This is a genomic window from Brucella lupini (assembly GCF_002252535.1).
GTDB lineage: Bacteria > Pseudomonadota > Alphaproteobacteria > Rhizobiales > Rhizobiaceae > Brucella > Brucella anthropi.
The window spans coordinates 1-22,493 of the sequence record NZ_NNRN01000055.1 but is presented as its reverse complement, the minus strand read 5'-3'; the positions used below and the strand labels follow the sequence as shown (position 1 = coordinate 22,493).

The following is a 22,493-nucleotide window of genomic DNA, read 5'->3' as shown; positions in this document are numbered from 1 at the left end:
AGGATCACCCTGCCGAGCCGTGTGAAGTCAGATTGTCGATTGAACTATTCCGCCGGTTCTTTCACCGGTGGCGTAATGGCAGCGGTCAGATCATCCTCGGTATCGTCGCCAGGGAGTTCGTCCATAATCCGTCTTTCCTCTTCGTCCGCGTCAAACTCGGGCGAAAGGATGCTTCTGCGCTTCATTTCCTGCCAGAGCGTCTGAGTGCTGAGCTTTCCGCGCTCATTCATGGTCAGAAGCGTATCAGGCGCCTTGTCCTCGCCGAGCTCTATGGCGAAATCAGTATTCACATAGACAGTCGGCTCAAGCTTTACATTCAGCCACATCGAAGTGAAGACATACGCCCGTTCCAGGCAATCCTTGAGCATGAATGCCCATGCCTGTACGGCGCTGGCTGACTTCTGGGAAGCAAAGGCGGCTGCAACCTGCGTGATACCGCTCGTGCCCGCTGTGAGCGGCTGGCGACCAAGCTCGCGCATCTGTGTCTCGGTCTTATCCACCTCTTCCGAGAGAAACTTCAGCGAAGTGGCCGAAGGCTCAATGAATTGCCACTGCCCGCTCTTTGTGCCATCCGGCGATGGAGGTGCATAGAGAACGACTGATGGGCCAATCGGCGCCATAACCGGCTCTCCGTTTTCATCCTTCGGCGGTTCCACACCATTGCCTGCAAGCATCGGAAACGCGGTCAGTTCCTTCGCAGACTTGAGATTGGTTTCCTGCTGATAATGCTCGACCTGCAATTCAGCGACGTTTCGCATCGGCGGGCGAATGCGCCATGTCGATCCCTCACGCCTGCCGGTGAAGAACGGAACAAGCGCAATCACGCCAATCGAGATCGGACCTTCAGCAATAAGCGTCCATCCAGCATTAGTCGTTGTAGCCTTCTCCCAGATTTCATATCGGGCAGGCCCATACTGGCCACCTTCAAGTTCATCCCTGGTGAGGATGCGAACACGATCGATGCACTGCTCCTTGCCGGCACTGTCTCGCTGAGTGACAGGCTCGTAAATCTTGGCATAGGTGAACTGTTCCTTGCCGTTGATGACCTTGCTTTCGACCCAGAGCATATCCGTAGCGGGGATATTCACCCAATAAGGACGTGCGCCCATCCGCTTCTCATCGGCAAGCGTGGCGCCCTGCGGAACCGTCGGATAGTCGACCAGAATCCAGTCAATGGCATTGTGAATGCCGTTGAAGAACACATTGTCGGCAAAGACATGCAGATGATTGCCGCCGCCGTCGATATCCTCGGTCACAACCTTGATTGCTTCCGGCACGGTATCGTTGGCGAGTGTGACTTCCTTCGAGAATGGTTTGGATGCCAGGTTCTCAACAATATCCGAATAGATGTCGGTAAACTTCGAGTTCGCCAGACGATAGGAATAGTTCGGATCATTCTCGTTCGGGAATTGCGGGAGATAAGCCGCACCTGCCTTCCGCATGGCATCCACACCGCCACGGATTGCCGCAACCTTCGTCCAATAACCAAGCATCGCCTTATAATCGGCTGATGTAGCGAGATAATCTGTATCAGCCATTTATCCGTCCTGATGTACCGAAGAGTGCGGTTCGGGTCTGGTTTGTCGCCAGTTCGTTAAATGCGCGGGACGATGCGTCCACGATGTCTTTCAGTTTGCCGTTCGGAAACACCTCGACCTCATCGAGGAATGGTTCGTTCCAAGCACCTTTCAGCAGAACGACGTTTCCAGCCTCACACTGAGCCGATAGGGGCTCGGCACGGGTGACCTTGTCGCCGCTTTCCGGTGTTGCCTTGGCCTTGTAGCCAGCCAGCATCGCAACAAGCTGTTGTGCCTGGTCCTTACCGGCCTGACCCGGATCCTTCGGCATGGATATGGAGCAATCCTTGCCGTCCTGTTCAGCCGTATTCTTGATCAGAGTGCGGACGCCTGCGGGACTGGCCCGCTCTGCCACACAATGGGCGATGATGAACTTTCCATCCGGCATCCTGCCGATCTTCACACCGGCAGTTCTCGCGCCGTCGCCTTCTTCTGTTGCTGCCAAGTCCCAGCCGCGTACAAACACAGTTCCAGCCGGTATCGCTCCAACGATCGAGAAGTATGACCGTTTGAACATCCCACCTTCACGTGGTGCCGGTCTCTGCTGGTTCTGTCCAGCATGTCCAGTTGACCCGAGAGATACCTTGTCACGTTCGACCACTTCACGCGGGAATCGCTCTGGAAAGAGCAGTTCACCGTCTTTCTCACGTCTATCGTGGGTATAGACAGTCTTGACCTCGGACTTCTCGACATACTCGCGCCGGGCTTCCGGCACTTCCTGCCCTTCCCGATACCAGATTTGCTTTCCAGCGTCATATCGAGCCTTGACCGGTGAACTTTCAAACCCTGTTGGCTTCACTATCGTGTAGCATCGGCGTTCTGGCTCGAACTCCATCGGGAGCATTAGGTGCTCGTAACCGAGGTTCTTCGCCAGCGCCACGCCGGTTGTGTCTCCCTCATGAAGTCGCTGCATCACAAGGATGATGGCCGACTTTATCGGATCACTCAGACGGTTCGGAACGGCTTCCAGAAACGTTTCCTGCGCGGTCAAACGGTCGGCATCAGACTTTGCCTTACCAACCGACAACGGATCATCAATAATCACACGGTCGCCGCGCTCACCGGTGAGGGATTCGAATGACATTGCGGCTCTGAACCCTGATTTGTCGTTCTCGAACTTCAATGTCGAGTTCTGATCGGGCATCATCTGGAACTGGCTGCCCCATCTTTGGCGATACCAGTCAGACTGAACCAGACGACGCGCCTTGATGTTGTCGCGCTTGGCCAGACTTTCCTTATACGACGTGGCGATAGATCGGATAAACGGCTTACCGACCGGGCCCCATTCCCATGCGGGCCAAAATACTCCGACGGTAAGCGACTTCATCGTACCAGGCGGAACGTTAATGATCAGCCGGGTTAGCTGGTCATTGGTGACCGCTTCGAGATGGTCCGATATCGCATCGATATGCCAGCCGTGCAGATATGCTCTACCCGGTTCCAGCACATGCCAGCCGCCACGGATGAATGAGGACAGTGAAACACCGGCACTTTCCGCCTCTTCTTCAATCCTCTTGTTCGCTTCCCTCGCCTGTCTCTCCGCCCGGATTGCCTGTAGAGACAAGCCCGAGCTTCTGCAGAACCGGGTAGGCGCTTTCGAGAGCTGCAAGTTCATCGTCTGTCAGCGCTTCCAGTTGTTTTGCAGATATCGTGATGACCTGAAGAGTTCCGCTTATCTTGCGGTTTTCAGTACCCAGACCGAACAGCTTGGCTTTGCCCATAGTGGCCGATACAGCGGCACTAGATTGTTTCTCGGTAATTGCTATCTGACGAGCCTCTTCAAGCTCTGTAGCCAAGCTCTCGACCGTTACAGACACCTTCTGAGCGGCTTTGCCCTGCAGTTCCTGCACCCTTGACTGAACCTTGACCTCTGCGAGGATCGCACTCGCCTTCTGCCAAACACTTTCCGGCTTCGTCTTCTCACCCACGTTGTATGCTCGCCGGTACGCTTCCGAAGCATTCCCGGTTTCCACATAGGCCCGGGCAAAGGCCTCTTGTTTCGGCGTGAGACTCACGGTTCAATTCCTAATGGGTACAGGGAGGATCGATTAATGAGCGGAAAACCCCACATCACGGTTAGCATGGAACAGGAAGGGCAGTACTGGCTCGTCATTACACTCAATGCCGACGGTCTCCGTCGCCAAGTGCGAAGGTGCAGAACTGAAGAAGAAGCTCGCGCGCGCATGATCGAAGAGAAAGCACGGGTAGCGCCTCAAATCAGCCAGAGAACCTGATTGTATGATTGCGCGTATCGATAAAAACACGTCCGTCTGAGCTGCGAAGAACTAAACCAGCCGTTGAAGTGCCGATATTGCTGGAATGAGCGCTCAACGTTTCAGCTGTCACCCGAAACGTACCCTTGGCAATCTCAGTCGGCTTCTCTGCCCTTGGCAGCGCCATTGCAGGAAGTGCAGCAGCTACAGGCGCAAGGCCGATGAAGGAGAGGAAGCGGCGGCGGTTCATGACAGCGCCTTTCCGGTGCAAGTGATCTGCGGCTTTAACAACGGGCTTACGATAGGATCCGCAAAGGATGGATGCTCCTTGCCGCGCACATCAAGAAGCTGATAGCGTTGCTCTGGCCATCTATTTGGGCGGGGTAGTAGAGGAGCAATTGTATCCTCCGCTTTTACAATCTTCACCTCACCAAGCTTCTCACGGATTTTCTCCCACTGTGCAGCCGTAGGCGCGCCACTCGTGAATGCTTCGCTGTAGCCTTCAAGCCATGCTTTGAACTCGTTAAGCGTCATATTGCTCACCTACTTCTCAAAGGAAAAGGAATGATCCATTCGGTACGCACTTGAACTTTCCGTTCGATCCGGGAACGAACTTCACGCGATGCCGATACGCGTACACAACGAACAGAACTGCCATGACCTTAAGCATCCCATTCTCCTGATTAGCGTTTAACCGGGCTTGCCCACTTAACACCGTTGATATGCAGGGTTCTCACCCCGGAGCGACCAGTGTTGAGTTCTACACCCGCGAGTGAAAGCCATGGCCTCATCGCCCGGTGGGATGAGCAAAGGATAGCCGCTCCTCAGAAACGAAAAAGCCGCCACCCGAAGGCGACGGCTGAATGGTTCTAGCTGTTTTCCGCTATAACTCGGTATAACTGGTCACACCGTATGTTCAGCAATCTTTCGTGTCGCTGACTTTATTGCATCGAGAACTGTAAAGCTTGATTTCTCGCGCTCTTCATTCACTTCTGTCTTTAGAAACTCCGCAGCCTTATCATCGGGGACGCCAATACTTTTTGCACGAGCATGAAAGCTGTCAAGTGCATTGTGCGCTTCGGCATCACACTTCGATAGTACAAATCCTGCGTCTATAGCAGCGAGAAGCTGCGGGTCGATTTGCTTAATGCGATTATTCTGTCCCATCGTAATCCCTTCACAGTGCGTTTTTTATCACATCGTTCGATACAGGGACAGGCACTCTGAGGCATCAGCATCGCATTTCGTTGCCCTCGTGTCTCGCGCTACCCGGATAAGTGGGGCGGTACTGCATGAGGGATGACTATTGATCCTGCATTTAGATAATTGCATTATCCTGATGGGAACAGGAGGCAGCAATGTATCAGATCAAGGTATTGGAACTCTTAGAAGGCGGAACTTCACGGCCATACGAGTTCACCGAACTCGAAACCGCTCAAGAGTTTGTCCGACATGCCACGTTTGACCTTAAGGTATGGATCGAAGGCTACAATATCTTTGACCGTGACGACTTCTTGAAACTCCGGTCAATGCCGCAGGATGAGGCCATCCCGTTTTGATTTGGCGCTGTGGGAGGATTTGCACCTCCCGGCAACCGGTTGGACATTCGGTCGCCTGCTACTTGCACCCGCATATTGGTGCCGATCCGCTATGCAGCGGGTTTCATTTTCTCATGAAGAGAAGGGATGTTCTTGGGCTTGGCGTCCGGTGCTCTCCAGTGATTGGCGCATTTCTCGGACGATACCTTTGTTGTCACGATATCTACCTCGATTTGCGACACGTCGTCTAGCCTCTCTGTAAACCGAACTGAGTACAATCGGTTAAGATTGTCTGCAATTAATTGACAACACCGCTTAATTCGACGTTCGAAAGTTCGGCGCACCATGTCGTTTTTCTCAAGATAACGGTCGAGATAGAGACCTTTCCGGCTTTTTATGAAGCCATAATCGTAAACCAGCTTGCGATCTTCCTCATCCAGATAGTCATTTATCCACTTCCACGTTTCTTCCATCCGGCTTAATGCGCCCGCAGACAATATCCGCCGGTATGATGGCGCTCTGTCATATTCGGTCTGGATCACGGCGGCCACAAGGTCGCTGAATGCGCCCTGCTTAGCTCTTGGTCCAAGATCGGCGGGAGAAGAAAGCAGCGTCTGTGCGGCTTCTACGACCCGATCTCTTACCGCTTCATATGTCCATGCTTGGTAATTCATGCTGCCTCCAGCCAATCTAGAAGGTCTCCTTGGATCGGTTCGTAAAACCGGACGGTGATAAGCACACGCAAAACATGGGAAGTAGGCAACCCGCAGTTCATGGCTTTTGCCTTTCGGCGCAGGCTGCCGAGGTCAATAGCGTCGAAGTCATCCAATAGCGTCCTCCGCCTGACCAGTTCCGGGTTTCTGACCAGCACCGACGACACGGCCTTGATCATATCTGCGAACAGTTCCCGCGAGTTAGGCACCGTTCCGACCATCAATTGCAGAACAAGGCGAAGATGATCCTCGCCGTGCTCTCTTCCTATTTCCCGCAGTGTTGGCTTGCAGAAGCACTCTCGGGGCTTCCGGCTTGTCGGTGAGTGATCGCAACTGGCCCGCAGGATCACACCGCACTGACGGGCCACCTTGTAGATGTCGCAATGGTTCCTAGCCATCCAACACCTCAAGCGGAAGCCGCTGCTTCAAGGCTCCGAACATTGGCTCACCGTCTGACCCAACACAATCCGCCGGCACTTCAACGATCTTGCTGCGCTGCATGACGGCTTTCAGCTCAGGCGCACCGCCATTGGTTCGGTAAACGACGGGCGACCACGACATGTTTTCCAACTCGTAACAGAACCACATCCGGGTCATGCCGCCCTCTCCTTCCGCTCGACTTCGATCTTGCGGCCTTTCCTGAAGATGGTGCCGAATACCTTCTCCGCCTCGGAGCGAGCCACAGACAGCTTTTCACCGTCCCGGACCATCACACTTTGTTCGATCTTGTGTTTCGCTCTCCACGCCTCGCATTCTGCCTTTTCGGCGGTTGGGAAATACCTTGGCTGACCGTCTTCATTGGCCACGGTGAAATGTTGAGTGCGCCAGACCAGACGGAACTTGCCGATAAAGCCTTTGGGCGTACCTTCTGCAAATGCGGTTGCTTCGTTCATAGGTTCAGACCCATTGGATTATCGATGACTGCCTGTTTGATCAGTTCGCGCTCATTCATCCCGCCCAGATCGACAAAGGTTGTTGTTGATCCATGCCAGCCGCATTCGACATCACGCGGCCATTGGCTTTCACGAGACAGAGCAAGAAACACCTTCGCCTTGTCTTCGTTCTGGTCGACCAGGTCTTTCCAGACCTCGTACAGATCGGAGAACTTGGACGGCTCGTATTCCTTGAGGAAGACCACCGGACGGAACGGGATCAACACATGGTCGGCGTCTCGTTCGATTGCGCCTATCAGGTCAGAATAACGTGGCTTTTTGGATAGAAGCTGGTGGAAGAACTTCTCATTGATCGTCGGTCTATAGTCAGTGAAGGTGTTCTTCTTCAACTGTGCGCAGCCGATAATCGGAATGTCCGTCTCTCTGGCGATCTGCTTCAGCCTGGCTGTTACTATCTGTCCAAATTCCCAATCGGCCAGCTTCTTTTCATCCTTGCTCTTGTCGATCAGGCCCATATGGTCGATTACGGCCAGTCCTTTGCCTTTCTTGGACACGAAGTACCGGATGCGCTCTTCAATCTGATCGAGTGTGAGACGCTTCTGCTGGATGTAGATTTGCTTCTCTCGGTTTGCGTTGCGGAAGTTCATCAGGCGCTCGAAATCGGTCTCGTTCACCTTGCCACGCTTCTGTCGGTTCACAGTGACCTTCGTTTCACGGCTGCTTTCACGCATCGCCAGCTCTTTCGCTGACATCTCGCCGGAATAGAACCAGACTGGAAATCCTTCAGCCGCAGCGCCCATTGCCAACTGACCGGCCAGTGCGGACTTGCCCTGCTTGGTTGCTCCACCCAGAATGATAAGCTGTCCGCCACACATCGGGCCGATGAGCTCTTCAACAGGACGAAAGCGGTAATTGATGCCCGTTCCCTTCTTGCCACTGTAAGCCCGGTTTGTGTCCTCCAGAGCTTCATCCAGTGCGGTGCCGAGAGACACAGCGCCATAGATGTCGTCGCCGTCCGACAACGTCTGGCTAAGGTCTGCGATTGCCTGCTCGCCGATTTCAGCCGGACTGGCATCAAACGACATTTCATATGCTGCCTTGATCATATCCTCAGCGATCACGACCATCTGACGACGCTTGTATAAGTCGACAAGTTGCTCGGCGATCTGTGGCAGCATCATCGGCGGCATGGAGAATTGAGCGACACAGCGCGACACCATGCGACCGACAGTGGTTTCGCTGTCGATATTCCTGTCCCACGGTAGATAAGGCTTGATAGTGATCGGCTGGGCAACCTTCCCCTGCTTGATGACCGTCGAGATGACTTCGTATATCTCGCCCATCACCTTGTCGAAGAAGTGCATCGGCTGAAGGATGCCCGCCACTAGCTGGAAAGCGTCGTTGTTGACCAGGATAGAACCGATGATCGCGCCTTCACCGTCGACATTGCAGATCGGCTGAACAACAGGTTCGGATTCGTATTTGCGAAGCGCGTTCATGCCGCCACCTTGAAGTTCATCTTCTGCTGACGGCGCTTTTCGAGAGACTTGGCTTTCTTGGCTGCCCGCTTGGCTTCCTGATGAATCTTTCCACCCGACACGAGCCAGAACATGATTCCAATCGCGTCAGCCTCGTTATCGTTCTGGGGCTTGAGACCGCGACGGGCGCATTCTTCGAGTACCTTTTCCTTGATCCATGTGCGGCGGGCGTTTGGCTGTTCCTCGGTATCCTTGATTTCCTTGGGCGCCATGCTCACGCCGATGAACGCCTTGCGCCATGATGACGTCGTAACCGTCCGAGGATAGAGCAGAGCGCGCCGCTCACACATGATTTCAAGCGTTGCGAGCCATCCACCGGCCAACTGTGCTGATGCTTCTGTACGGGCCGCTGAGTAGGCTTCCGCTTCGATTACGATCTCAATGTCTTCTTCTTCGATCCCGTGATGACGGCGCATTTGACTGATGCTGTCCCAGAGATTGAGATAGTACTGACCGCGGCGGGTGCATTTGTTTCCGTCACGATCTCGGGTCAAATCCCAGGTGCCATAGAACAGCCGTTGACCGACTGGACGCTGTTCATCCTTCGGTTTGGCACTATCATCAAGGAGAAGACACCAGCCAGCCTTGGTCGAAATGTCGATTGTGAGCTTGTGAAGTGTCATTCTGCCGCCTCCGTCACGAACAGAGACGCAGTCTTTTCCACATCAAGAGCCTTGAGATTGCGGACTGCTTGCGAGAAGTAAGAAGGCTTCAACTCGAAACCCATACCCCTCCGTCCCGCAGCTACTGCAGCGTAAACTTCGCTGCCAATGCCGAGAAATGGCGTCAGCACAACGTCGCCTGGATTGCTCCACAGTTCGATGCAGCGTTCGATAACGTCCAACTGAAGCGGCGATATATGCTGTTCGTCTTTTTCGTCACGTGCAGCACGGTACTGCAAAGTGCGGGACTGGTTGATATCCATCCACACCGGCGATGCATAACGCTGCCAGACTTCAATAGAGAACCATTTCTCGGCCTTGGCGCGTTCCTCGCCGGATGCGAGACGTGATTCAACTGTTGTCGGCGCGTTTCCGTATCCAACATAGCGATCGAACATTCCGTCAACCGGCTCGGGATTGTCACCGGGCTTGCGAAACATCAGCATATAGTCGGCAAGTCCCTGCCCGCTGATCGTGCTGTCTTTGGTGATCTGCTTGTGAAGAAGGCGGATCGACTTGGTACGCTGCTGAGCGACCACAGGATCTTTCCAGATGCAAACCTCGCTATGGAATATCCAGCCAGCGTCCTCATAAGCCCGAACGACTTCGCCTCGGAAGTCACGCATGCCAATATGGCCGTGTCGTATCTTGCTGGTCGGAAGCTGCATGCAATGAACAGCGTGAATGCGGCCCGGCATAGTCACGCGCAGCAGTTCCTGGATCAGGAAAGCATAATGCTGCCAGAAGCCGTCACCGTCATTGTTGGAAATATCCCTGTCAAAGTTGCTGAACCGGTAAAGTCCCTCAAACGGCGGGCTATGGATGCCAAAATGGACGGTTCCGGAAGGAACGCCACGAATGAGCTCGCAAGCATCGCCCTGATAAATTGCATATCGGTCATTGACGACCTGATCGACGGCTTTGATATTCATGCCGCTACTCCTGTCAGCCATTCTGGAATTGTCATCGGAATTGATGGGGCGTAGTCGGGGCGCTCTCGCACAGCGCCCCGAACAGCCTCGCTGGACAGATCGGCCATGTGCATGACCATTGCCGCCGCCATACGCTCGGCATCGGCTTCCTTGCGCCGCAGATTGGCAACCACTGCACCTTCCGTCTCTGCCGCGATAAAATGAACGCTGACGGGTTTTGTCTGGCCAAAGCGCCAGAACCGGCGCACAGCTTGAAATACCTGTTCGAAGCTATCATTCAGACCGACGAAACCAGTGTCGGCACAATGCTGCCAGTTCATGCCGAACCCGGCGATTGACGGCTTGGTGATCAGAACGCGGATCTTGCCATTGGAGAAATCGACCAGCTTACGGCGCTTGTCGTCATCCTTGTCCGAGCCGGACAGATTGACCGCGCCGTCAATCGCCTTGGTAAGTGCGTCGGCCTCGCTGTTGAGATTGCACCACCAGACAAAAGGCTTGTCATTTGGCGTCAGACGGGCAGCCAGAGCAACGCGTTCTTCAACGCTGTCTTTCCGCGCAGAAATACGCTCCTGCATCGTGCGGGCTTCCATGGGGAAAAGCAGCCCGGTTTCCATACTTGGCGCGTATTCCACGCCGACCATATGCTGATGATAGGTCAGTTTCGGAAGGTCATAGCCCTCATTGGCATATCCAAGGTCGGAAGGCTTGCGCAGCATAACGGCCCATGACGCCATCCACTTCCAGAATTCGGTTTCAGCATGTCCCTTGAGCCGCCATTTCTGTGTCTCGCCGCCGTCATGGATGAAGAACGTCGCCAGCATATCGGTATAGGACATGACGCCGAGAAATTCGGCATGGTTGCCCAGCTCCATGAAATCATTCGGCGCCGGCGTGGCTGTGGCAGCCAGTCGAAAAGGGATGGTCGAGCATTCTTCGATCAGTCGATTGCGGTATTTGCCGTCTGTGCTTTTCAGGATGCTGCTTTCGTCCAGCACGACACCGCCGAACTTGGACAGATCGAAATGATCCATCTTCTGATAGTTGGAGACGTTGACGCCCCACCCCTCATCCGGGTGGAAACTCACCAGATTAGCCGCGATCCCGAACTTGTCGGCTTCGATTATGTGCTGTTCGGCGACTGCCAGCGGCGCAAAGATCAGCGTGGGCTTACCAGTGAAGGCATTTACTTTCCCGGACCACGTCAGTTCCATTAACGTCTTGCCAAGACCAGTGCCGGCGAAGATTGCCGCGCGACCGCGGCGCAAGGCCCATCGAACAATATCGTTCTGGTGTGGTTTGAGCACTGCCGGTAGATCGATGGACCCGGCAATGCCCGTCATTGGGTCAACAATGCGTTTGTGGGCAAGAAATTCCTGATAAGCGTCCATGTCTCACCCCACCCACCAAATGATGACCGGATAAACACCGATGAAGAAGCCGACCAAGGCCAGCACGGCACAGATCATGAACCAGCAGATAAAGTCGTTCATGCCACCCTCCGTATCGGTATGGTGTGCTGCTCTTTCAGCTTTTCGAATAAAGAAGACCTCTCAAAAATCGGATCACCGAAAATTCGACCGGTCTTACTGCGACGGTCTTCGGGTATCTCGGCCAAACGGGCGGCAATCTGGCCCTTCGGGATGACGCTGGACGTCTCTCCGCTGCATCGACTATTCGTCATGCTGTAACAGCGCGTGGAGATGGATGCTCGTGAGCGGCCCGGAAGTGCGCCAGACCTATGAATTTCAGTCGGAGACTTCCCATCCTTGAAATGCATCTGCTCGATGATGGCGAGCTCTTCATCGCTCCAGGATTTACTTCCGCGGCCGGAGTTGAGACCGTGCTTCTTGATCACTTCCTGAAGTCGACGGCTGCCGATCTGCAGTTCGTGACGGATGATGATCTGGTTAACGCCCTTCTTGACCATTTCGACAATGCGGGCTTCGAGCTGTTCGGTGAAGACTGTCATCAGACTGCCTCCCCGCGAGATTTGGCGAGGGCGCTCTGTATAATCTTCAACGCCTTGTCTTCGATTTCCATATGGTCGACGGCGTTGATCTCGTATCGAATAATTAGCTGCTTGCAGTGCTCTACTGCACCGACAAGGCCGTCAACAATCTCCTGTGCCTCGCTATGAAGTGTCAGAGCCACATCGCAGTCCGGTGCACTGTCGCCGTTTGGCAGAACCAAAGTCTGGGACTTGTGGACGGTCAGGAGGTCGAGCCCGGACTTGTTTGTCCGGGCGATGATCGGGAGTTGATTGGCCATCACGCCGCCTCCTGACTTGGAAACTCAGGATTATCGCCGTGGTCGCGATCGGCTTCGGCGTTGCGCTTCTCCATTGCAGACTGGAGATTGTCGCGCATGAACTTCTGGCCCTTGTCCCATCCGCGCATCCAAGCAGCGTCTTCATCAGAGCCCTTGTCGTAACCACTCTCAGGGTCTTTTCCAGCCAGACCGGCAAGTTCGCCCTCGCCTTCGATACGATCAATGGCCGGTGCCCGGTCACGCAACAGATCAGACTGGAAGCCGGGAATGACATTCAGCCAAGACAGGACTTCACCATGGGCTAGAAACCGATCGGTGACAGTTGCCTTGTCGTCGGCACTGATTGCCTTGATCGCATAGTCCAGATCGCCGAGAACGATATCATCCGCCTGCGCGAGCTTGCCTGCTGCCTTCTTATCGGCATTAGCTTCCTTCACCTTGGCGTCGTGACCCATGCGAATACGCAGATGGTGGAAGAACAGCGCTTTCTTGTCAGTTTCGGAAAGTTGCGAATTATGTCCTGCTTTGGTCATTTCCGGGCTCCCGATGGTGGAATGTTGAATTCTTGTTCAATCGATGGGTAATCAGCCATTTCTGGACAAACCCGATTTGCGATTGACTTGCCGATCCGTTTGATCGTGGTTGCCAGTCGCATTCGCTTCACTAGTGGCAACCATTTCAGGATGACGGGCGGGGATTTCCGTTGATCGACCGGCCCCGTCATCGCTGATCTTCCTTAAGCTCTGGGGCGATCCACAGCGCCAAGGAACGCGCGGAACGCAGCAAGGAACGAGCGAGCGAGATCCTTATCTTCGTCACCCAAGATTTCCTGTGCTCGGCTGATGAGCTTGTCGACTTCACTGAGTTCTTGCTGTCCGTATTTGACACCGGACACCTCCTCTAGTTTGCGTAGTTCCCGAGGCTTGATCGACACGCGTTCATCCGCGTACCAAACGTCCTTGGTTCGATTGAAAGACCATTTGAGAGCCCGAGAAGCTGCGAGAATGCGCGCGCCAATGCCGCTCGCCACTGAAGGCGGCGCGATGTGGCTTTTCAGAACTTTGGACGCAAAAACCAACTCAGACATTTCTGATTTCTCCGACAACTTTTCGGACATTTCCGACAATCCCTTCAGTACGTTGAGATTGTTGGACGGGACGCGGACTTGAAGCCGCCTCCTGATTGAAAGAGGAAAACTGCGATGAAGATGAAGCGAACGACCCGGAAAGCCTGGAAAACTGATACGGGCGTTCAACTTGTCTTGTGGTCATGGCCGGAAACCTCGAAAGATACCCCGGCAAAGGCCAGCCGCAGCCGCAATCATCACGCAAAGCGGCCAACCTATAACGAGAACCCACTTGATCCATTTTGGTGATCGGCTGGGTGGATCGAACTCCAGAACCGCGCAGGAAATGAAGCCCGCGACGTAAAGCCATGCGATGATCCAATTGCTGTTCACGGTTGAGTTCCTTCAGTTTGAAATTCGGTGCCGGTCTCTCCCGACTGTCACGCCTTCGAACTGGGCGTTCAGTTGCGACCCATTCGTGTGAAGGTCGCCCACCCCGGTTCCTCCGCATTTGATTGCGCTGCAGTCACCGGAAACCCGCCCACAATCTGTTTTGCCAGTGGTGGCGGATGAGTTGCCCGACGCGACTTCGGAGGAGTGCCCATCGCGTCGGGCGTTACCTGCCGGGTAACAGGCAGGGGGCTTGGGGGCCCGGCAGGTAATCAGTTAATTCGAAGCGCTCAGCGCTGGACGCGCACAGACGCGCCTGTCTTCACATTCGTTCCCCACACATGAGGCCCGCAGTGTTCGCAGTACTTCTTGATGATGTTGCTGACTTGCTGTGTCTTGAGACCGCCACCGCATTTTGGGCAGCTTACCGCCGTGCTCATGCCGCACCTCGATGCGCATCAGCCAGACCGTCGAAACGGTTAGGGGTTACAGGACGAATGACATTATTCGGCCACTCAGCACCGTCAGGCCAATTTTCATCGAACCATCGCAGCGCGGCATTGAACCGCGACACGGTAAGATCAGAACCTGTTCTGATCGCAGTAAGCTTCTTGCTGTCGTCGAACACGCGGCTGGACACAGTCTTATCTTCAAGACCGAGTGCCGCCTTGTATGCGTCAGCGAGGGTGAGAATGTGTGCGGTGTTCATCATCATGTATCTGTTATGCGGTAATTCTACCGCCATTGTCAACGGTTTTCTTACCGCTTTTCGAAAATACATGAAGCGTTCATTTTACCGCTATGTTGGATGATGTTCTCGATAGAGTCGAAAAACGCTTGAAAGCCGTGGGTTTATCGGCGCAAGCAGCCTCAGTGAAAGCGGGCCTGAGCAAGGACGCAATTCGCAATATGCAGCGTGCTATTCAGCAAAAAGGACGCGCTGGCGTTTCTACACGAACCATTTCCGCATTGGCCCCCGTTCTCGAAACTTCTGTAGCTTGGCTACTGGAAGGCGATGGCGACGAGGATGCCCATCACGATGAGGGTATAGTTTCCGTCATGGGATACATCGGTGCTGGCGCAGAAATTGAGCCAGAGTTCGAACAGATCCCGCCAGAAGGCATCGATGAGGTGAAGGTTCCCTTCCCCCTCCCTGACGAAATGATCGCGTTCCAGGTTAAAGGCGATTCAATGCTCCCCGTCTACAAGGACGGGCATATCGTAATCGTTTACCGCGAGCAGAAGCGCCCGATCGAATCCTTTTATGGCGAAGAAGCCGCAGTTCGGACCGCCGATGGACGAAGGTTCATCAAAACCGTCATGCGGGGGCCGAACGGCGTCAATCTGTTTTCATGGAATTCCGCGCTTATCGAAGACGTCCACTTGGAATGGGTTGGGGAGATCTTTGCAGTACTGCCCAGATCGTCAATCCGGCGCGTCGAGCGCAAGGGTGGGATTCAAGGGCGGTTCAATATCGTTTAACGGACGAAAGGGGGAATTATGCGGGGGATTATAGCGGCGGGAGTAGCGCTGACGCTTACAGGATGCGCTGGCGCCAACTACGCGATGACACACTACTCAGGAGTTCCGGTCAAAAGTTTTACCACGTCGACCGGCTCCGATTTCCGAATCTACGACAAGCCGACTGAAAACCGGTTGATGATTACGCCATCAATCGCCGCATCCATGGGCGGCGGCGCGATCAAAGGTGCAACGTTCGGCGCTTACAATCCGTCAAATTCGGAAGTCGTCTATCGTGACGCGGCAGAGGAATATTTGAAGTCAACTGGACGTTCGTGCTCGGTTAGGGACATAACTCTTGTGCTGGAGCCGCAATATGAGGCTCGTTATGAATGTAAATGATGGAAGCATTTTTGGGGGCGATATGACGACAGGGAATCCGGAAGAACAAAAAGTTCAAAAAATCGAAGCACCCTTTTTCTATGCATCGATGTTTCAAACAATTTGGGCCGGCAATGATTTTACCATCATTTGCGGGCGTCAACATCCAGGCTTATTTGGCAACACAGAAGAACCACAAACGATGATCTCTGGCGTTGATGTTCAGGCCATTATTGCCATGAGCCCTCAGTCTGTGAAGGACTTGACGATACTTCTAAATGAAGCTGTCTCCAACTACGAGAAGGAGTTCGGCACGATTGTGACACCTTTCACAAAAGAAAGATCACAGCCAAAATGACGAGCCAAAGCCAAAGCAGTTCAACGTCGCCTTGGACAGATGCGTCAAACTGGTCCTCTTCTGGTGCAGAGGATGTTTCGATAGATAGCAATAAACAGCGAGAACCGAAACACTCCGCTCAACATGGATTTGTCATATTTAATGACCTATCTAACAAGCGAGAAAAGAGGGCTTATCCGCCATCTAAAAACTTGTTGCTATTGAAAAACCTACGGGAGAGAATAAACAGCGGGGAAGTTCCTCCCGCAGAGGACGAGTTGCCAATGAGTGAAGTTGACGCCAAAATTGCCGCTGCCGAAGCTCGGACAGACACCAAGTTTGCCGAGATGATGGGCGAGCTGCGTGTGATTTCCGGTAAATTGGAGCATTTGGACGAAAACTATCGAGAGACCCGAAAATCGATTTCGTCGGTCAAGACGACAGTTCTGGTAACAGCAGTTACGACAATTATAGCAATAGGAGGCCTGTTCTACACGGCTCTCCAGTATGGGAATTCGATGTTTTCGGCCGGTTTGGACACCCAAACAATTGCGGAACAATCGGCAAAGAATGTTGTGCTGCAAGCAGAGCCTCGTTTCGCGACCATGAATGCAAATTTCGAAAGACTGGATAAAAACTATCAGACGCTGCAGCAGCAGATTGGTGTAATACTAACTGCCGTTGAGGCTCAGAAGAAAAACGAACCGGCTCCACTTAATCCAGCACCAAAACAATAAGACGTACCCCGCTCCGGCGGGGTTTTTATTACTGACACAAAGCGTTGATAGTATGCCGGCGAGGTTATCACCTCACCTGCTGTAAGTTTATTTGGCCCCGCACTGCGGGGTTTCTTTTTGCCAATAAGTGCAATGGTTGCAGTTATGCGGCTTTCGCTATTAGCGCTTTCCGCTTTTTCCGACGCCTAGTTGATGCCTTCTTCGCATGAACTACTGGCTTAGATTTGGCCGACTTCGCCCTGCCCGCCAATATTCTTTCAAACACATCCAGCAGTTGCGATCCGGACATAGTGTCGAAATTCACCGTTCCGAGATCCGCGAGATATTCATCGTCGAAACTTTCAGCGATAGCGACCGCACACCAATAATCGTTCATCCCGTGGTACGGCGGTTTTATCCACATCGCCGCCAGATAGCCCTTGCAGCGCGGGTATCGATCAATCGTCAGATTTTTTTCTTCGCGTGGATGCATAGCGCTTACCTTTCAACGTATCCGCTATCTGTATTTTTCAGGACGATTCTTCATTTGAAGACGGTTCAGACTGTAGGAAACGACGCAGTAATCCCTTGGGACCGGGACGAACCCAGCCCAAGGACTACTGCACGAAACATTTGAAGCTCGGACGAGCTGTGAGGTTTCCTTGCATCCCCGGTACGCCATATGTCGGCGCATAGCCTGTCCGGATCATGCCGTGTTTCTATTGGCTCAGGAGCCTCATGCGCGGGGCTTTTCACGGTGCCCTTGTCGTTGCGCCTTCCCTCTCACCTGATTGCCGGTGAGCCGCTTGTGTCCCTTGCCTTCGACAATTCCATGGATCGGCAAACCACACCCCTACTGCACAAACAGACCAGAAGGCGACTTAAAGTCGAAGCTTCCGAACTGCCGTGAGGCCGTCCTTTTCAGGATAGGCATTCCATGAAAACCGGTACAAATACCGCTCCGGTAAGAACACCCTTAAACCAACACGATAGCGTCGCGCAACAAAAAAAGCGGTAGCATTACCGTTTTCTTGTTGACTGGCGGTAAATCTACCGCTATTGATAAGTCATCGAACGAACACAACCACGAAGAAGCCAGCCGCTGATCTGGTCAGTGTCCGTGAGAACCAAAGCCGAAACAGGCGATGGAGGTTGCCATGTGAACCGCAGCGCGGTGCGCGCAACTCGACCGAAAGAACTGGAACGGACCTGAGCATGTCCAAAACTGCTCAACGAATTCACCGCCGGGTCACCGAACGCCCGGAGATTGACGAGGCAGCAAATGTCGCAGACCGGTACCCAAGCTCTTATCACCAACATGCAGGCTCGGCTTGAAGCCTTGAAGCTCCGCATTCAGCCGGGCGCATGTTTCGACAATAAGGCTCAGTCTGAGAGCTTCTTTCAGTTCGCGGAGTATCTCCGGGAATTTGATGAGATCGTCACTGACACCCGTATGGGCCTGATTGATGAGGTCCGCGGCTGGGGCAATCAGCCTCCGATGACCCGCGTTGACCGCAAGATCATGCGTGAGAAAACCCTCGATGATCGTGAGGGATTGCTCTCTGAGGCCCGTGAATGGGCTCAGGACGGGTTCCGCGGAGAGGCAGCTTAGACAGCTCGTCGCACCAATCAGAATTGGCCGGTGATTTGTCCCGCCACGCGGCCATTTTCCAAGGGACCTTAAAAGGAAAACACCATGACAAAGAAGACGATCGAAGTAACAGCCGCACCGATCAGCCGTACTAGCGCAGGTCTCCGTGATGCAATCTTTGACGAGATTGACGCTATCCGCAACGGAAACAGCAATCCTACCAGAGCTAACGCTGTGGCAAAGCTGGCAACCGGCATTGTTGAAACTGTTCGCATGGAATTGGAAGTGCAGCGCCATCTTCGGCAGGCCGCACCGGGCAACACGGAACACGCCGGTCAGTCTGTGCTTGGTTCGCCGTTGACGCTAGGAGCCTGACCATGGGTCTTCTTAAGACATACTTATATGCGCGCTCCGAAATGGGGCGCGCCATCCTCGAAGCGGGCCAATTCGCCCACGTGCCAGAGAATACGGTCTGGAATACGTTGGACGATCTTTCTTGGCCATGCTGCGATGATGTGAGCGTAACAACAAAGTCTGGGCATCGCTGTAAGGAAAAGGGATTTTTCGCACTCGATACACTTGATGAGTTCGCTGTGCGCTTCGGGACTTTGTGCCCAGTATGTCTTACGCCAGTCGGGTTTGAGCCTAGGTCCACCACATGGGTTGAATTCGATTATATGCCCACTTGGCTACCGTATCATGGGGACAACCGGTATCCAGAACTGGCGATCAAAGAAGAACCAGATTGGTACGAAGATGCGTGGAATAACCGTTCTTGGCCCGGAATGGGTGCAAAAGGACGGGCGCACGCTAGATGCGGTATTGTTGATAGGGTCGCTCACAATCTTGAGCGAGGCGACAAAGAGACCAGCCTAGAGCCTGTCATTCATTTCTTTCGTCGTCGCAATGGAGGCTTCAAGGCCTATCTGGAATGGCTGCGCGATAGACCGCGCCCATCCCTTCGTTTCAATCCACGCAAGCATCGAGAACCACGGCGCTATTCAGACATGCGGTGGACCATCGATACAGTTTCGGAGGCGGCTTAATGTTCTCTGCACTGATGATTTCCACGGCTCTGTCCGTCGTACCAGCCACCAGACCGCACGATCCACATGTTGGGTTTGTTCTGATCGAGAACCGGGTAACGCAGCAGATCGGGCCATTCTGGGACCGTGATGATTGTGAGTTTGTCGGCAAGGGCATCGTAAACCACGCCTTCGACTTGATCCACCGCCCCTACCAAACCGGACCATACGAAGCGCTTCGCCTGATGACCACGGAAGTTGTGTGCCAGCGGAGGCAGAAATGACACTCCTCATCGCCCTGATCGCCAACGGAATTTACGAGCACGAAGTAGGCAGACAATTCATTGAGACCGGCTGGATCGTCGTTCTCTGGGTCTGCCACCTGATGGTGAGGTCCAAATCATGACGCTCTCCCCATTCGATCACCTAATCACCATGGCACTGATCGTCGCTTTTATCGCGCTGTGCCAGATCAAGAGGACGAGGCCGTGAGCCGCACAGACAAGATTTTTACCCTCTGGTGCCTGACAACTTTCATGCTCTCGCCGCTCTCATTCTGGTTCGGGAAATGGTGTGCACAGGCCGGGGTTCACCCGATGGTTTCCTTCTACGCCATCATTCTGTTCTTCGGAGCGCCTTTGATCTGGCGTCTAATCGTGGAGCTTTTCAATGCGTGACCTTCTCCATGACATCGCATCCTTCGTAGCCGTTTCAACCTTCATCGCAACGTTTGCAGTGTGGGCCGCGTATCTGGCCGAGAAAGTGTGAGGCAATCATGTCAGACGAAATCACAAAGACCGAAGCCCAGATCGCCAAGGATAAGGAAGCCGTAAAGGCTATGACCGGCGCGAAAGCCGCGATGGAATCCGCTCTCAGCCGGATCGATACACTGGAACGCGCGTTGAAGTCGGTCCGTGCTCAATCTGAACGTGTCGGCAGGGCATTTGGGAAAGACGTGTTCCTGAACGTTTATCAGGCAGGCGGCGATTATAAACCGGAACGCGCAAGCACCCTCTTTGAAAAGATCGATGAGACGATCAAAGCAGTGCTCTGATGGCTGCCATCCTCCGAGTAAGCGCCCAGCCATCCAAACCAATCCAGTCAAAGCCGAAACTCATCACGACAGCATGGTTAGCGCGTGAGCTTGAAAAGGTTCTGACAGAAGCATTTCCGGGAGATTTGAATGTCTGAGATCAACACAGGCGGACCGGCATTCCCCCGCCCATTTCACGAAACAGTAGACGGTAACTTTAGCATCGCTCAAACCGGCATGACGCTCCGCGATTACTTCGCAGCGAAGGCACTTCAAGGCATGGCCAGCATCGCTCTAGACGACGGCGATATGATCATGGGTTGGCGCGATATGTCCGAGGCCGCTTACAAGGCCGCTGACGCCATGCTCGCTGCCCGTGGAGGTGATCATGAATAAGATCATCGACCGCGACAGCTTCCAGCAAGTCGGAAGCGTGACGAATGCAATTGTCAGCGGACTGGCGAAGGAACATCGGTGGAACGGTTTGCAGATCATGAAACCGGGCGTGTACTCGATGGTGCCTATCGAAACGTATCACCGTGAGACAAGCCTGTTTGACGGCTTCTCTATATCATCATCTGGCCTTCGCACAATCCTTCGGCGCCCTCTCGAGTACTGGTACTCCAGCCCTTACAATCCGAAGGCAGAAGAGCCGGAAGGTTCAAAGGCTCTCGACTTCGGCAAGGCTGCCCACATGCTTCTGCTTGGCGAAGATGGCTTTGCGGAACGCTATGCCCTTCGTCCAGACAAGTACGAGGATAACAAGGGCGTTTGGAAGCCGTGGAGCGGTAATTCGCATACTTGCCAAGCTTGGCTTGTTGAACAAGCGGAAGCCGGTCGTACGGTCATCACCAAGACTGAAGTCGAGCACATCAAACACATTGCCGAAGCTCTCTCGAACAAGGAAGCAATCCGGCTGGGCATTCTGAACGGTCGTATCGAACGTTCGATCTTCACCAAGCGCAATGGCATCTGGTTGAAGAACCGTCCCGACGTGATCCCGAACGACAGTGGCGACTTTGTCGACCTTAAAACGGCAGCTTCTGTCGATGATAAGAGCCTTTCAACCGCGATCTATGCCCACGGCTATCATATCCAGGCTGGTTTCACCCGCATGGTTGTCCGTGAAGTGCTCGGCGATGATGCTTTTACGTCATTCACATTCGTCTTTGTCGAAAAGACCGCTCCCTACGACGTCCGTGTCGTCACGTTGAAAGACGCCGATATCGATCTTGGCGAACAGCAAGCGCGCATTGGCCTGCAGGTGCTGGAGAAGTGCCTGAAGACAGGCGAATGGCCCGGATACGACGGTCACGAACAGCACATGTCCTTCATCGAAATGCCAGCGTGGGCACGAACCCGCGTCGAGGACGAAATCAAAATCTCTGAAAGGGCCGCATAATGAACCAGATCGCCCCGCGTGAAACCTCTATCAACAGCGTTACCGTCGCATCTGGCGCCAACGGTTCGAGCATTGCGCCCCAGAACCTTGGTGAAGTTGTCCGGTTCGCCGAAGTCATGTGCAAGGCCGATATCGCCCTGCCGAAGCACCTGCGCGGCAATGCCGGCGCATGCATGGCCGTAGCGATGCAGGCCCTTGAATGGCAAATGTCGCCATTTGCTGTCGCGTCCAAGTCCTACTCGGTGAACGGCACGATTGCTTACGAAGCACAGCTAATCGCAGCGGTAGTAAACACTCGCTCTGGCATAAAGGGGCGCTTGAAGTACGCATTCAACGGATCCGGCAACGATATGACGTGCACAGTCACCGGTACGCTCAACGGTGAGGAATGCGAATATACGTCACCGACGATCGGCACGATCCCGACAAAGAACAGCCCGCTCTGGAAGTCTGATCCGCAGCAGCAGCTCGGTTACTTCTCGGCTCGTTCATGGGCTCGCCGTCACTGTCCGGAGGTTTTGCTCGGCGTCTATGACCGCGACGAAGCGGAATCGTTCCAAGGCCCGGATAACGCCAAGGACGTTACGCCTGTCCCTTCCGTCATGCAGCGCCTGCAACAGCGCCAGAGCGAGCCACAGAGCGGCGAAGGCTTCAGCAAGGACTTTGTCACGTCCGAGACTGAAACGCTCGCCAGTGGCTCGAATAATGAAGAACTGTTGATTGCCACTGAGAACTGACCCAGCGTGGCCTGATA

At 53.9% G+C, this 22,493-nt stretch carries 37 protein-coding genes; 15 read left to right on the top strand and 22 right to left on the bottom strand.

What is annotated here, in order from left to right:
* Nucleotides 1-44: 44 nt before the first annotated feature.
* The 3 genes from CES86_RS19760 to CES86_RS19750 are packed head-to-tail and all read right to left on the bottom strand — an operon-like array spanning nt 45 to nt 3,592.
* Nucleotides 45-1,538, bottom strand: a complete 1,494-nt coding sequence (locus tag CES86_RS19760; RefSeq protein ID WP_235819952.1) for a DUF4055 domain-containing protein — start codon at nt 1,536-1,538, stop codon at nt 45-47.
* On the bottom strand, nt 1,531-3,141 hold the full coding sequence (gene terL / locus CES86_RS19755) for a phage terminase large subunit (RefSeq protein ID WP_235819951.1): 1,611 nt from the start codon (nt 3,139-3,141) through the stop codon (nt 1,531-1,533). The genes CES86_RS19760 and terL overlap by 8 nt, the downstream gene beginning before the upstream one ends.
* Complete coding sequence (locus tag CES86_RS19750) at nt 3,083-3,592, bottom strand: terminase small subunit (protein ID WP_094515158.1); 510 nt, start codon at nt 3,590-3,592, stop codon at nt 3,083-3,085. The genes terL and CES86_RS19750 overlap by 59 nt, the downstream gene beginning before the upstream one ends.
* Before the next feature lie 36 nt (nt 3,593-3,628).
* On the opposite strand from CES86_RS19750, the gene CES86_RS19745 reads away from it, so the two are divergent.
* Nucleotides 3,629-3,811 carry a hypothetical protein gene (locus tag CES86_RS19745; RefSeq protein WP_094515157.1) on the top strand — a complete coding sequence of 61 codons (183 nt, stop codon included), beginning with the start codon at nt 3,629-3,631 and terminating at the stop codon, nt 3,809-3,811.
* On the opposite strand, the gene CES86_RS19740 is transcribed toward CES86_RS19745, so the two are convergent.
* From CES86_RS19740 to CES86_RS19730, 3 genes are all read right to left on the bottom strand, one after another.
* Nucleotides 3,795-4,040, bottom strand: coding sequence for a hypothetical protein (locus tag CES86_RS19740; RefSeq protein ID WP_094515156.1), 246 nt, complete (start codon nt 4,038-4,040; stop codon nt 3,795-3,797). The genes CES86_RS19745 and CES86_RS19740 overlap by 17 nt on opposite strands.
* Entirely contained in the window at nt 4,037-4,324 is a 288-nt protein-coding gene (locus tag CES86_RS19735; protein ID WP_094515155.1) for a hypothetical protein, read from the bottom strand. The genes CES86_RS19740 and CES86_RS19735 overlap by 4 nt, the downstream gene beginning before the upstream one ends.
* A gap of 369 nt (nt 4,325-4,693) precedes the next feature.
* A complete protein-coding gene (locus CES86_RS19730) occupies nt 4,694-4,957 on the bottom strand; it encodes a hypothetical protein (protein ID WP_094515154.1) in 264 nt (87 codons plus the stop codon).
* A 191-nt stretch (nt 4,958-5,148) separates the two neighbouring features.
* Between CES86_RS19730 and CES86_RS19725 the strand changes: the two genes are divergently transcribed.
* Nucleotides 5,149-5,349 (top strand): hypothetical protein, encoded by a 201-nt coding sequence (locus tag CES86_RS19725; RefSeq protein WP_094515153.1) that lies wholly within the window; start codon nt 5,149-5,151, stop codon nt 5,347-5,349.
* 89 nt (nt 5,350-5,438) lie between these two features.
* Here the strand turns inward: CES86_RS19725 and CES86_RS19720 are convergent, their stop codons facing one another.
* From CES86_RS19720 to CES86_RS19660, 14 genes are all read right to left on the bottom strand, one after another.
* The gene (locus CES86_RS19720) at nt 5,439-6,002 is read right to left on the bottom strand and encodes a hypothetical protein (protein ID WP_094515152.1); all 564 of its coding nucleotides are present in this window, start codon (nt 6,000-6,002) and stop codon (nt 5,439-5,441) included.
* Nucleotides 5,999-6,439, bottom strand: a complete 441-nt coding sequence (locus CES86_RS19715) for a hypothetical protein (RefSeq protein ID WP_094515151.1) — start codon at nt 6,437-6,439, stop codon at nt 5,999-6,001. Before CES86_RS19715 ends, CES86_RS19720 begins: the two co-directional genes overlap by 4 nt.
* On the bottom strand, nt 6,432-6,638 hold the full coding sequence (locus CES86_RS19710) for a hypothetical protein (protein WP_094515150.1): 207 nt from the start codon (nt 6,636-6,638) through the stop codon (nt 6,432-6,434). Before CES86_RS19710 ends, CES86_RS19715 begins: the two co-directional genes overlap by 8 nt.
* Nucleotides 6,635-6,934, bottom strand: a complete 300-nt coding sequence (locus tag CES86_RS19705; protein WP_094515149.1) for a hypothetical protein — start codon at nt 6,932-6,934, stop codon at nt 6,635-6,637. The genes CES86_RS19710 and CES86_RS19705 overlap by 4 nt, the downstream gene beginning before the upstream one ends.
* Entirely contained in the window at nt 6,931-8,433 is a 1,503-nt protein-coding gene (locus CES86_RS19700) for a replicative DNA helicase (protein ID WP_094515148.1), read from the bottom strand. The genes CES86_RS19705 and CES86_RS19700 overlap by 4 nt, the downstream gene beginning before the upstream one ends.
* Nucleotides 8,430-9,095: a hypothetical protein gene (locus CES86_RS19695; RefSeq protein WP_094515147.1), complete on the bottom strand. Its 666-nt coding sequence runs from the start codon at nt 9,093-9,095 to the stop codon at nt 8,430-8,432. The genes CES86_RS19700 and CES86_RS19695 overlap by 4 nt, the downstream gene beginning before the upstream one ends.
* Nucleotides 9,092-10,066: a DNA-methyltransferase gene (locus CES86_RS19690; protein WP_094515146.1), complete on the bottom strand. Its 975-nt coding sequence runs from the start codon at nt 10,064-10,066 to the stop codon at nt 9,092-9,094. The genes CES86_RS19695 and CES86_RS19690 overlap by 4 nt, the downstream gene beginning before the upstream one ends.
* Nucleotides 10,063-11,457, bottom strand: coding sequence for a DEAD/DEAH box helicase (locus CES86_RS19685; protein WP_094515145.1), 1,395 nt, complete (start codon nt 11,455-11,457; stop codon nt 10,063-10,065). Before CES86_RS19685 ends, CES86_RS19690 begins: the two co-directional genes overlap by 4 nt.
* 98 nt (nt 11,458-11,555) lie before the next feature.
* Entirely contained in the window at nt 11,556-12,038 is a 483-nt protein-coding gene (locus tag CES86_RS19680) for a hypothetical protein (protein ID WP_094515144.1), read from the bottom strand.
* A complete protein-coding gene (locus CES86_RS19675; protein WP_094515143.1) occupies nt 12,038-12,337 on the bottom strand; it encodes a hypothetical protein in 300 nt (99 codons plus the stop codon). The genes CES86_RS19680 and CES86_RS19675 overlap by 1 nt, the downstream gene beginning before the upstream one ends.
* Nucleotides 12,337-12,870, bottom strand: coding sequence for a hypothetical protein (locus tag CES86_RS19670; RefSeq protein WP_094515142.1), 534 nt, complete (start codon nt 12,868-12,870; stop codon nt 12,337-12,339). The genes CES86_RS19675 and CES86_RS19670 overlap by 1 nt, the downstream gene beginning before the upstream one ends.
* Before the next feature lie 203 nt (nt 12,871-13,073).
* Nucleotides 13,074-13,454, bottom strand: a complete 381-nt coding sequence (locus CES86_RS19665) for a hypothetical protein (RefSeq protein WP_100229519.1) — start codon at nt 13,452-13,454, stop codon at nt 13,074-13,076.
* Nucleotides 13,417-13,773 carry a hypothetical protein gene (locus CES86_RS27260; protein WP_143851092.1) on the bottom strand — a complete coding sequence of 119 codons (357 nt, stop codon included), beginning with the start codon at nt 13,771-13,773 and terminating at the stop codon, nt 13,417-13,419. Before CES86_RS27260 ends, CES86_RS19665 begins: the two co-directional genes overlap by 38 nt.
* Nucleotides 13,774-14,229: 456 nt before the next feature.
* Entirely contained in the window at nt 14,230-14,538 is a 309-nt protein-coding gene (locus CES86_RS19660; RefSeq protein ID WP_208617828.1) for a hypothetical protein, read from the bottom strand.
* A 101-nt stretch (nt 14,539-14,639) separates the two neighbouring features.
* Here CES86_RS19660 and CES86_RS19655 point away from each other — a divergent pair, with 101 nt between their 5' ends.
* From CES86_RS19655 to CES86_RS19640, 4 genes are all read left to right on the top strand, one after another.
* Nucleotides 14,640-15,275, top strand: a complete 636-nt coding sequence (locus tag CES86_RS19655) for an XRE family transcriptional regulator (RefSeq protein ID WP_235819968.1) — start codon at nt 14,640-14,642, stop codon at nt 15,273-15,275.
* Nucleotides 15,276-15,293: 18 nt separating this feature from the next.
* Nucleotides 15,294-15,656: a hypothetical protein gene (locus CES86_RS27250; RefSeq protein WP_143851090.1), complete on the top strand. Its 363-nt coding sequence runs from the start codon at nt 15,294-15,296 to the stop codon at nt 15,654-15,656.
* Entirely contained in the window at nt 15,643-15,993 is a 351-nt protein-coding gene (locus tag CES86_RS19645; protein ID WP_094515139.1) for a hypothetical protein, read from the top strand. The genes CES86_RS27250 and CES86_RS19645 overlap by 14 nt, the downstream gene beginning before the upstream one ends.
* Nucleotides 15,994-16,256: 263 nt before the next feature.
* Nucleotides 16,257-16,709 (top strand): hypothetical protein, encoded by a 453-nt coding sequence (locus CES86_RS19640; RefSeq protein ID WP_094515138.1) that lies wholly within the window; start codon nt 16,257-16,259, stop codon nt 16,707-16,709.
* A 142-nt stretch (nt 16,710-16,851) separates the two neighbouring features.
* On the opposite strand, the gene CES86_RS19635 is transcribed toward CES86_RS19640, so the two are convergent.
* Nucleotides 16,852-17,181 (bottom strand): hypothetical protein, encoded by a 330-nt coding sequence (locus tag CES86_RS19635; protein ID WP_094515137.1) that lies wholly within the window; start codon nt 17,179-17,181, stop codon nt 16,852-16,854.
* A gap of 789 nt (nt 17,182-17,970) precedes the next feature.
* Between CES86_RS19635 and CES86_RS19630 the strand changes: the two genes are divergently transcribed.
* The 3 genes from CES86_RS19630 (at nt 17,971) to CES86_RS19620 (ending at nt 19,325) form a co-directional block, all read left to right on the top strand.
* The gene (locus CES86_RS19630; RefSeq protein WP_094515136.1) at nt 17,971-18,300 is read left to right on the top strand and encodes a hypothetical protein; all 330 of its coding nucleotides are present in this window, start codon (nt 17,971-17,973) and stop codon (nt 18,298-18,300) included.
* An 84-nt stretch (nt 18,301-18,384) separates the two neighbouring features.
* Nucleotides 18,385-18,654: a hypothetical protein gene (locus CES86_RS19625; RefSeq protein ID WP_094515135.1), complete on the top strand. Its 270-nt coding sequence runs from the start codon at nt 18,385-18,387 to the stop codon at nt 18,652-18,654.
* A 2-nt stretch (nt 18,655-18,656) separates the two neighbouring features.
* On the top strand, nt 18,657-19,325 hold the full coding sequence (locus CES86_RS19620) for a hypothetical protein (RefSeq protein ID WP_094515134.1): 669 nt from the start codon (nt 18,657-18,659) through the stop codon (nt 19,323-19,325).
* On the opposite strand, the gene CES86_RS27595 is transcribed toward CES86_RS19620, so the two are convergent.
* On the bottom strand, nt 19,322-19,591 hold the full coding sequence (locus CES86_RS27595; RefSeq protein WP_167387131.1) for a hypothetical protein: 270 nt from the start codon (nt 19,589-19,591) through the stop codon (nt 19,322-19,324). The genes CES86_RS19620 and CES86_RS27595 overlap by 4 nt on opposite strands.
* Between CES86_RS27595 and CES86_RS28135 the strand changes: the two genes are divergently transcribed.
* From CES86_RS28135 to CES86_RS19595, 6 genes are all read left to right on the top strand, one after another.
* On the top strand, nt 19,585-19,710 hold the full coding sequence (locus tag CES86_RS28135; protein ID WP_255412129.1) for a hypothetical protein: 126 nt from the start codon (nt 19,585-19,587) through the stop codon (nt 19,708-19,710). The genes CES86_RS27595 and CES86_RS28135 overlap by 7 nt on opposite strands.
* 82 nt (nt 19,711-19,792) lie before the next feature.
* Nucleotides 19,793-19,981 (top strand): hypothetical protein, encoded by a 189-nt coding sequence (locus CES86_RS27245; protein WP_143851089.1) that lies wholly within the window; start codon nt 19,793-19,795, stop codon nt 19,979-19,981.
* Nucleotides 19,982-20,079: 98 nt separating this feature from the next.
* On the top strand, nt 20,080-20,358 hold the full coding sequence (locus CES86_RS19610) for a hypothetical protein (RefSeq protein ID WP_094515132.1): 279 nt from the start codon (nt 20,080-20,082) through the stop codon (nt 20,356-20,358).
* Nucleotides 20,359-20,487: 129 nt separating this feature from the next.
* Nucleotides 20,488-20,733, top strand: a complete 246-nt coding sequence (locus CES86_RS19605) for a hypothetical protein (RefSeq protein WP_094515131.1) — start codon at nt 20,488-20,490, stop codon at nt 20,731-20,733.
* A complete protein-coding gene (locus CES86_RS19600) occupies nt 20,726-21,739 on the top strand; it encodes a PD-(D/E)XK nuclease-like domain-containing protein (RefSeq protein WP_094515130.1) in 1,014 nt (337 codons plus the stop codon). The genes CES86_RS19605 and CES86_RS19600 overlap by 8 nt, the downstream gene beginning before the upstream one ends.
* On the top strand, nt 21,739-22,476 hold the full coding sequence (locus CES86_RS19595; RefSeq protein WP_094515129.1) for a recombinase RecT: 738 nt from the start codon (nt 21,739-21,741) through the stop codon (nt 22,474-22,476). The genes CES86_RS19600 and CES86_RS19595 overlap by 1 nt, the downstream gene beginning before the upstream one ends.
* The last annotated feature ends 17 nt before the right edge of the window (nt 22,477-22,493 follow it).

Bases quoted from the DNA above. Each gene is read 5' to 3' on its own strand.
- CES86_RS28135 (WP_255412129.1), top strand. From the start codon at position 19,585: ATGACACTCCTCATCGCCCTGATCGCCAACGGAATTTACGAGCACGAA.
- CES86_RS19625 (WP_094515135.1), top strand. From the start codon at position 18,385: ATGACAAAGAAGACGATCGAAGTAACAGCCGCACCGATCAGCCGTACT.
- CES86_RS27250 (WP_143851090.1), top strand. From the start codon at position 15,294: ATGCGGGGGATTATAGCGGCGGGAGTAGCGCTGACGCTTACAGGATGC.
- CES86_RS19710 (WP_094515150.1), bottom strand. From the start codon at position 6,638: ATGACCCGGATGTGGTTCTGTTACGAGTTGGAAAACATGTCGTGGTCG.
- CES86_RS19620 (WP_094515134.1), top strand. From the start codon at position 18,657: ATGGGTCTTCTTAAGACATACTTATATGCGCGCTCCGAAATGGGGCGC.
- CES86_RS19720 (WP_094515152.1), bottom strand. From the start codon at position 6,002: ATGAATTACCAAGCATGGACATATGAAGCGGTAAGAGATCGGGTCGTA.
- CES86_RS19730 (WP_094515154.1), bottom strand. From the start codon at position 4,957: ATGGGACAGAATAATCGCATTAAGCAAATCGACCCGCAGCTTCTCGCT.
- CES86_RS19685 (WP_094515145.1), bottom strand. From the start codon at position 11,457: ATGGACGCTTATCAGGAATTTCTTGCCCACAAACGCATTGTTGACCCA.
- CES86_RS19595 (WP_094515129.1), top strand. From the start codon at position 21,739: ATGAACCAGATCGCCCCGCGTGAAACCTCTATCAACAGCGTTACCGTC.
- CES86_RS19735 (WP_094515155.1), bottom strand. From the start codon at position 4,324: ATGACGCTTAACGAGTTCAAAGCATGGCTTGAAGGCTACAGCGAAGCA.
- CES86_RS19645 (WP_094515139.1), top strand. From the start codon at position 15,643: ATGAATGTAAATGATGGAAGCATTTTTGGGGGCGATATGACGACAGGG.
- CES86_RS19725 (WP_094515153.1), top strand. From the start codon at position 5,149: ATGTATCAGATCAAGGTATTGGAACTCTTAGAAGGCGGAACTTCACGG.
- CES86_RS19605 (WP_094515131.1), top strand. From the start codon at position 20,488: ATGTCTGAGATCAACACAGGCGGACCGGCATTCCCCCGCCCATTTCAC.
- CES86_RS27260 (WP_143851092.1), bottom strand. From the start codon at position 13,773: ATGGCTTTACGTCGCGGGCTTCATTTCCTGCGCGGTTCTGGAGTTCGA.
- CES86_RS19660 (WP_208617828.1), bottom strand. From the start codon at position 14,538: ATGGCGGTAGAATTACCGCATAACAGATACATGATGATGAACACCGCA.
- CES86_RS19635 (WP_094515137.1), bottom strand. From the start codon at position 17,181: ATGCATCCACGCGAAGAAAAAAATCTGACGATTGATCGATACCCGCGC.
- CES86_RS19715 (WP_094515151.1), bottom strand. From the start codon at position 6,439: ATGGCTAGGAACCATTGCGACATCTACAAGGTGGCCCGTCAGTGCGGT.
- CES86_RS19630 (WP_094515136.1), top strand. From the start codon at position 17,971: ATGTCGCAGACCGGTACCCAAGCTCTTATCACCAACATGCAGGCTCGG.
- CES86_RS19680 (WP_094515144.1), bottom strand. From the start codon at position 12,038: ATGACAGTCTTCACCGAACAGCTCGAAGCCCGCATTGTCGAAATGGTC.
- CES86_RS19690 (WP_094515146.1), bottom strand. From the start codon at position 10,066: ATGAATATCAAAGCCGTCGATCAGGTCGTCAATGACCGATATGCAATT.
- CES86_RS19760 (WP_235819952.1), bottom strand. From the start codon at position 1,538: ATGGCTGATACAGATTATCTCGCTACATCAGCCGATTATAAGGCGATG.
- CES86_RS19665 (WP_100229519.1), bottom strand. From the start codon at position 13,454: ATGTCCGAAAAGTTGTCGGAGAAATCAGAAATGTCTGAGTTGGTTTTT.
- CES86_RS19740 (WP_094515156.1), bottom strand. From the start codon at position 4,040: ATGAACCGCCGCCGCTTCCTCTCCTTCATCGGCCTTGCGCCTGTAGCT.
- CES86_RS19705 (WP_094515149.1), bottom strand. From the start codon at position 6,934: ATGAACGAAGCAACCGCATTTGCAGAAGGTACGCCCAAAGGCTTTATC.
- CES86_RS19675 (WP_094515143.1), bottom strand. From the start codon at position 12,337: ATGGCCAATCAACTCCCGATCATCGCCCGGACAAACAAGTCCGGGCTC.
- CES86_RS19700 (WP_094515148.1), bottom strand. From the start codon at position 8,433: ATGAACGCGCTTCGCAAATACGAATCCGAACCTGTTGTTCAGCCGATC.
- CES86_RS19600 (WP_094515130.1), top strand. From the start codon at position 20,726: ATGAATAAGATCATCGACCGCGACAGCTTCCAGCAAGTCGGAAGCGTG.
- CES86_RS19610 (WP_094515132.1), top strand. From the start codon at position 20,080: ATGTCAGACGAAATCACAAAGACCGAAGCCCAGATCGCCAAGGATAAG.
- CES86_RS19670 (WP_094515142.1), bottom strand. From the start codon at position 12,870: ATGACCAAAGCAGGACATAATTCGCAACTTTCCGAAACTGACAAGAAA.
- CES86_RS19745 (WP_094515157.1), top strand. From the start codon at position 3,629: ATGAGCGGAAAACCCCACATCACGGTTAGCATGGAACAGGAAGGGCAG.
- CES86_RS19695 (WP_094515147.1), bottom strand. From the start codon at position 9,095: ATGACACTTCACAAGCTCACAATCGACATTTCGACCAAGGCTGGCTGG.
- CES86_RS19640 (WP_094515138.1), top strand. From the start codon at position 16,257: ATGAGTGAAGTTGACGCCAAAATTGCCGCTGCCGAAGCTCGGACAGAC.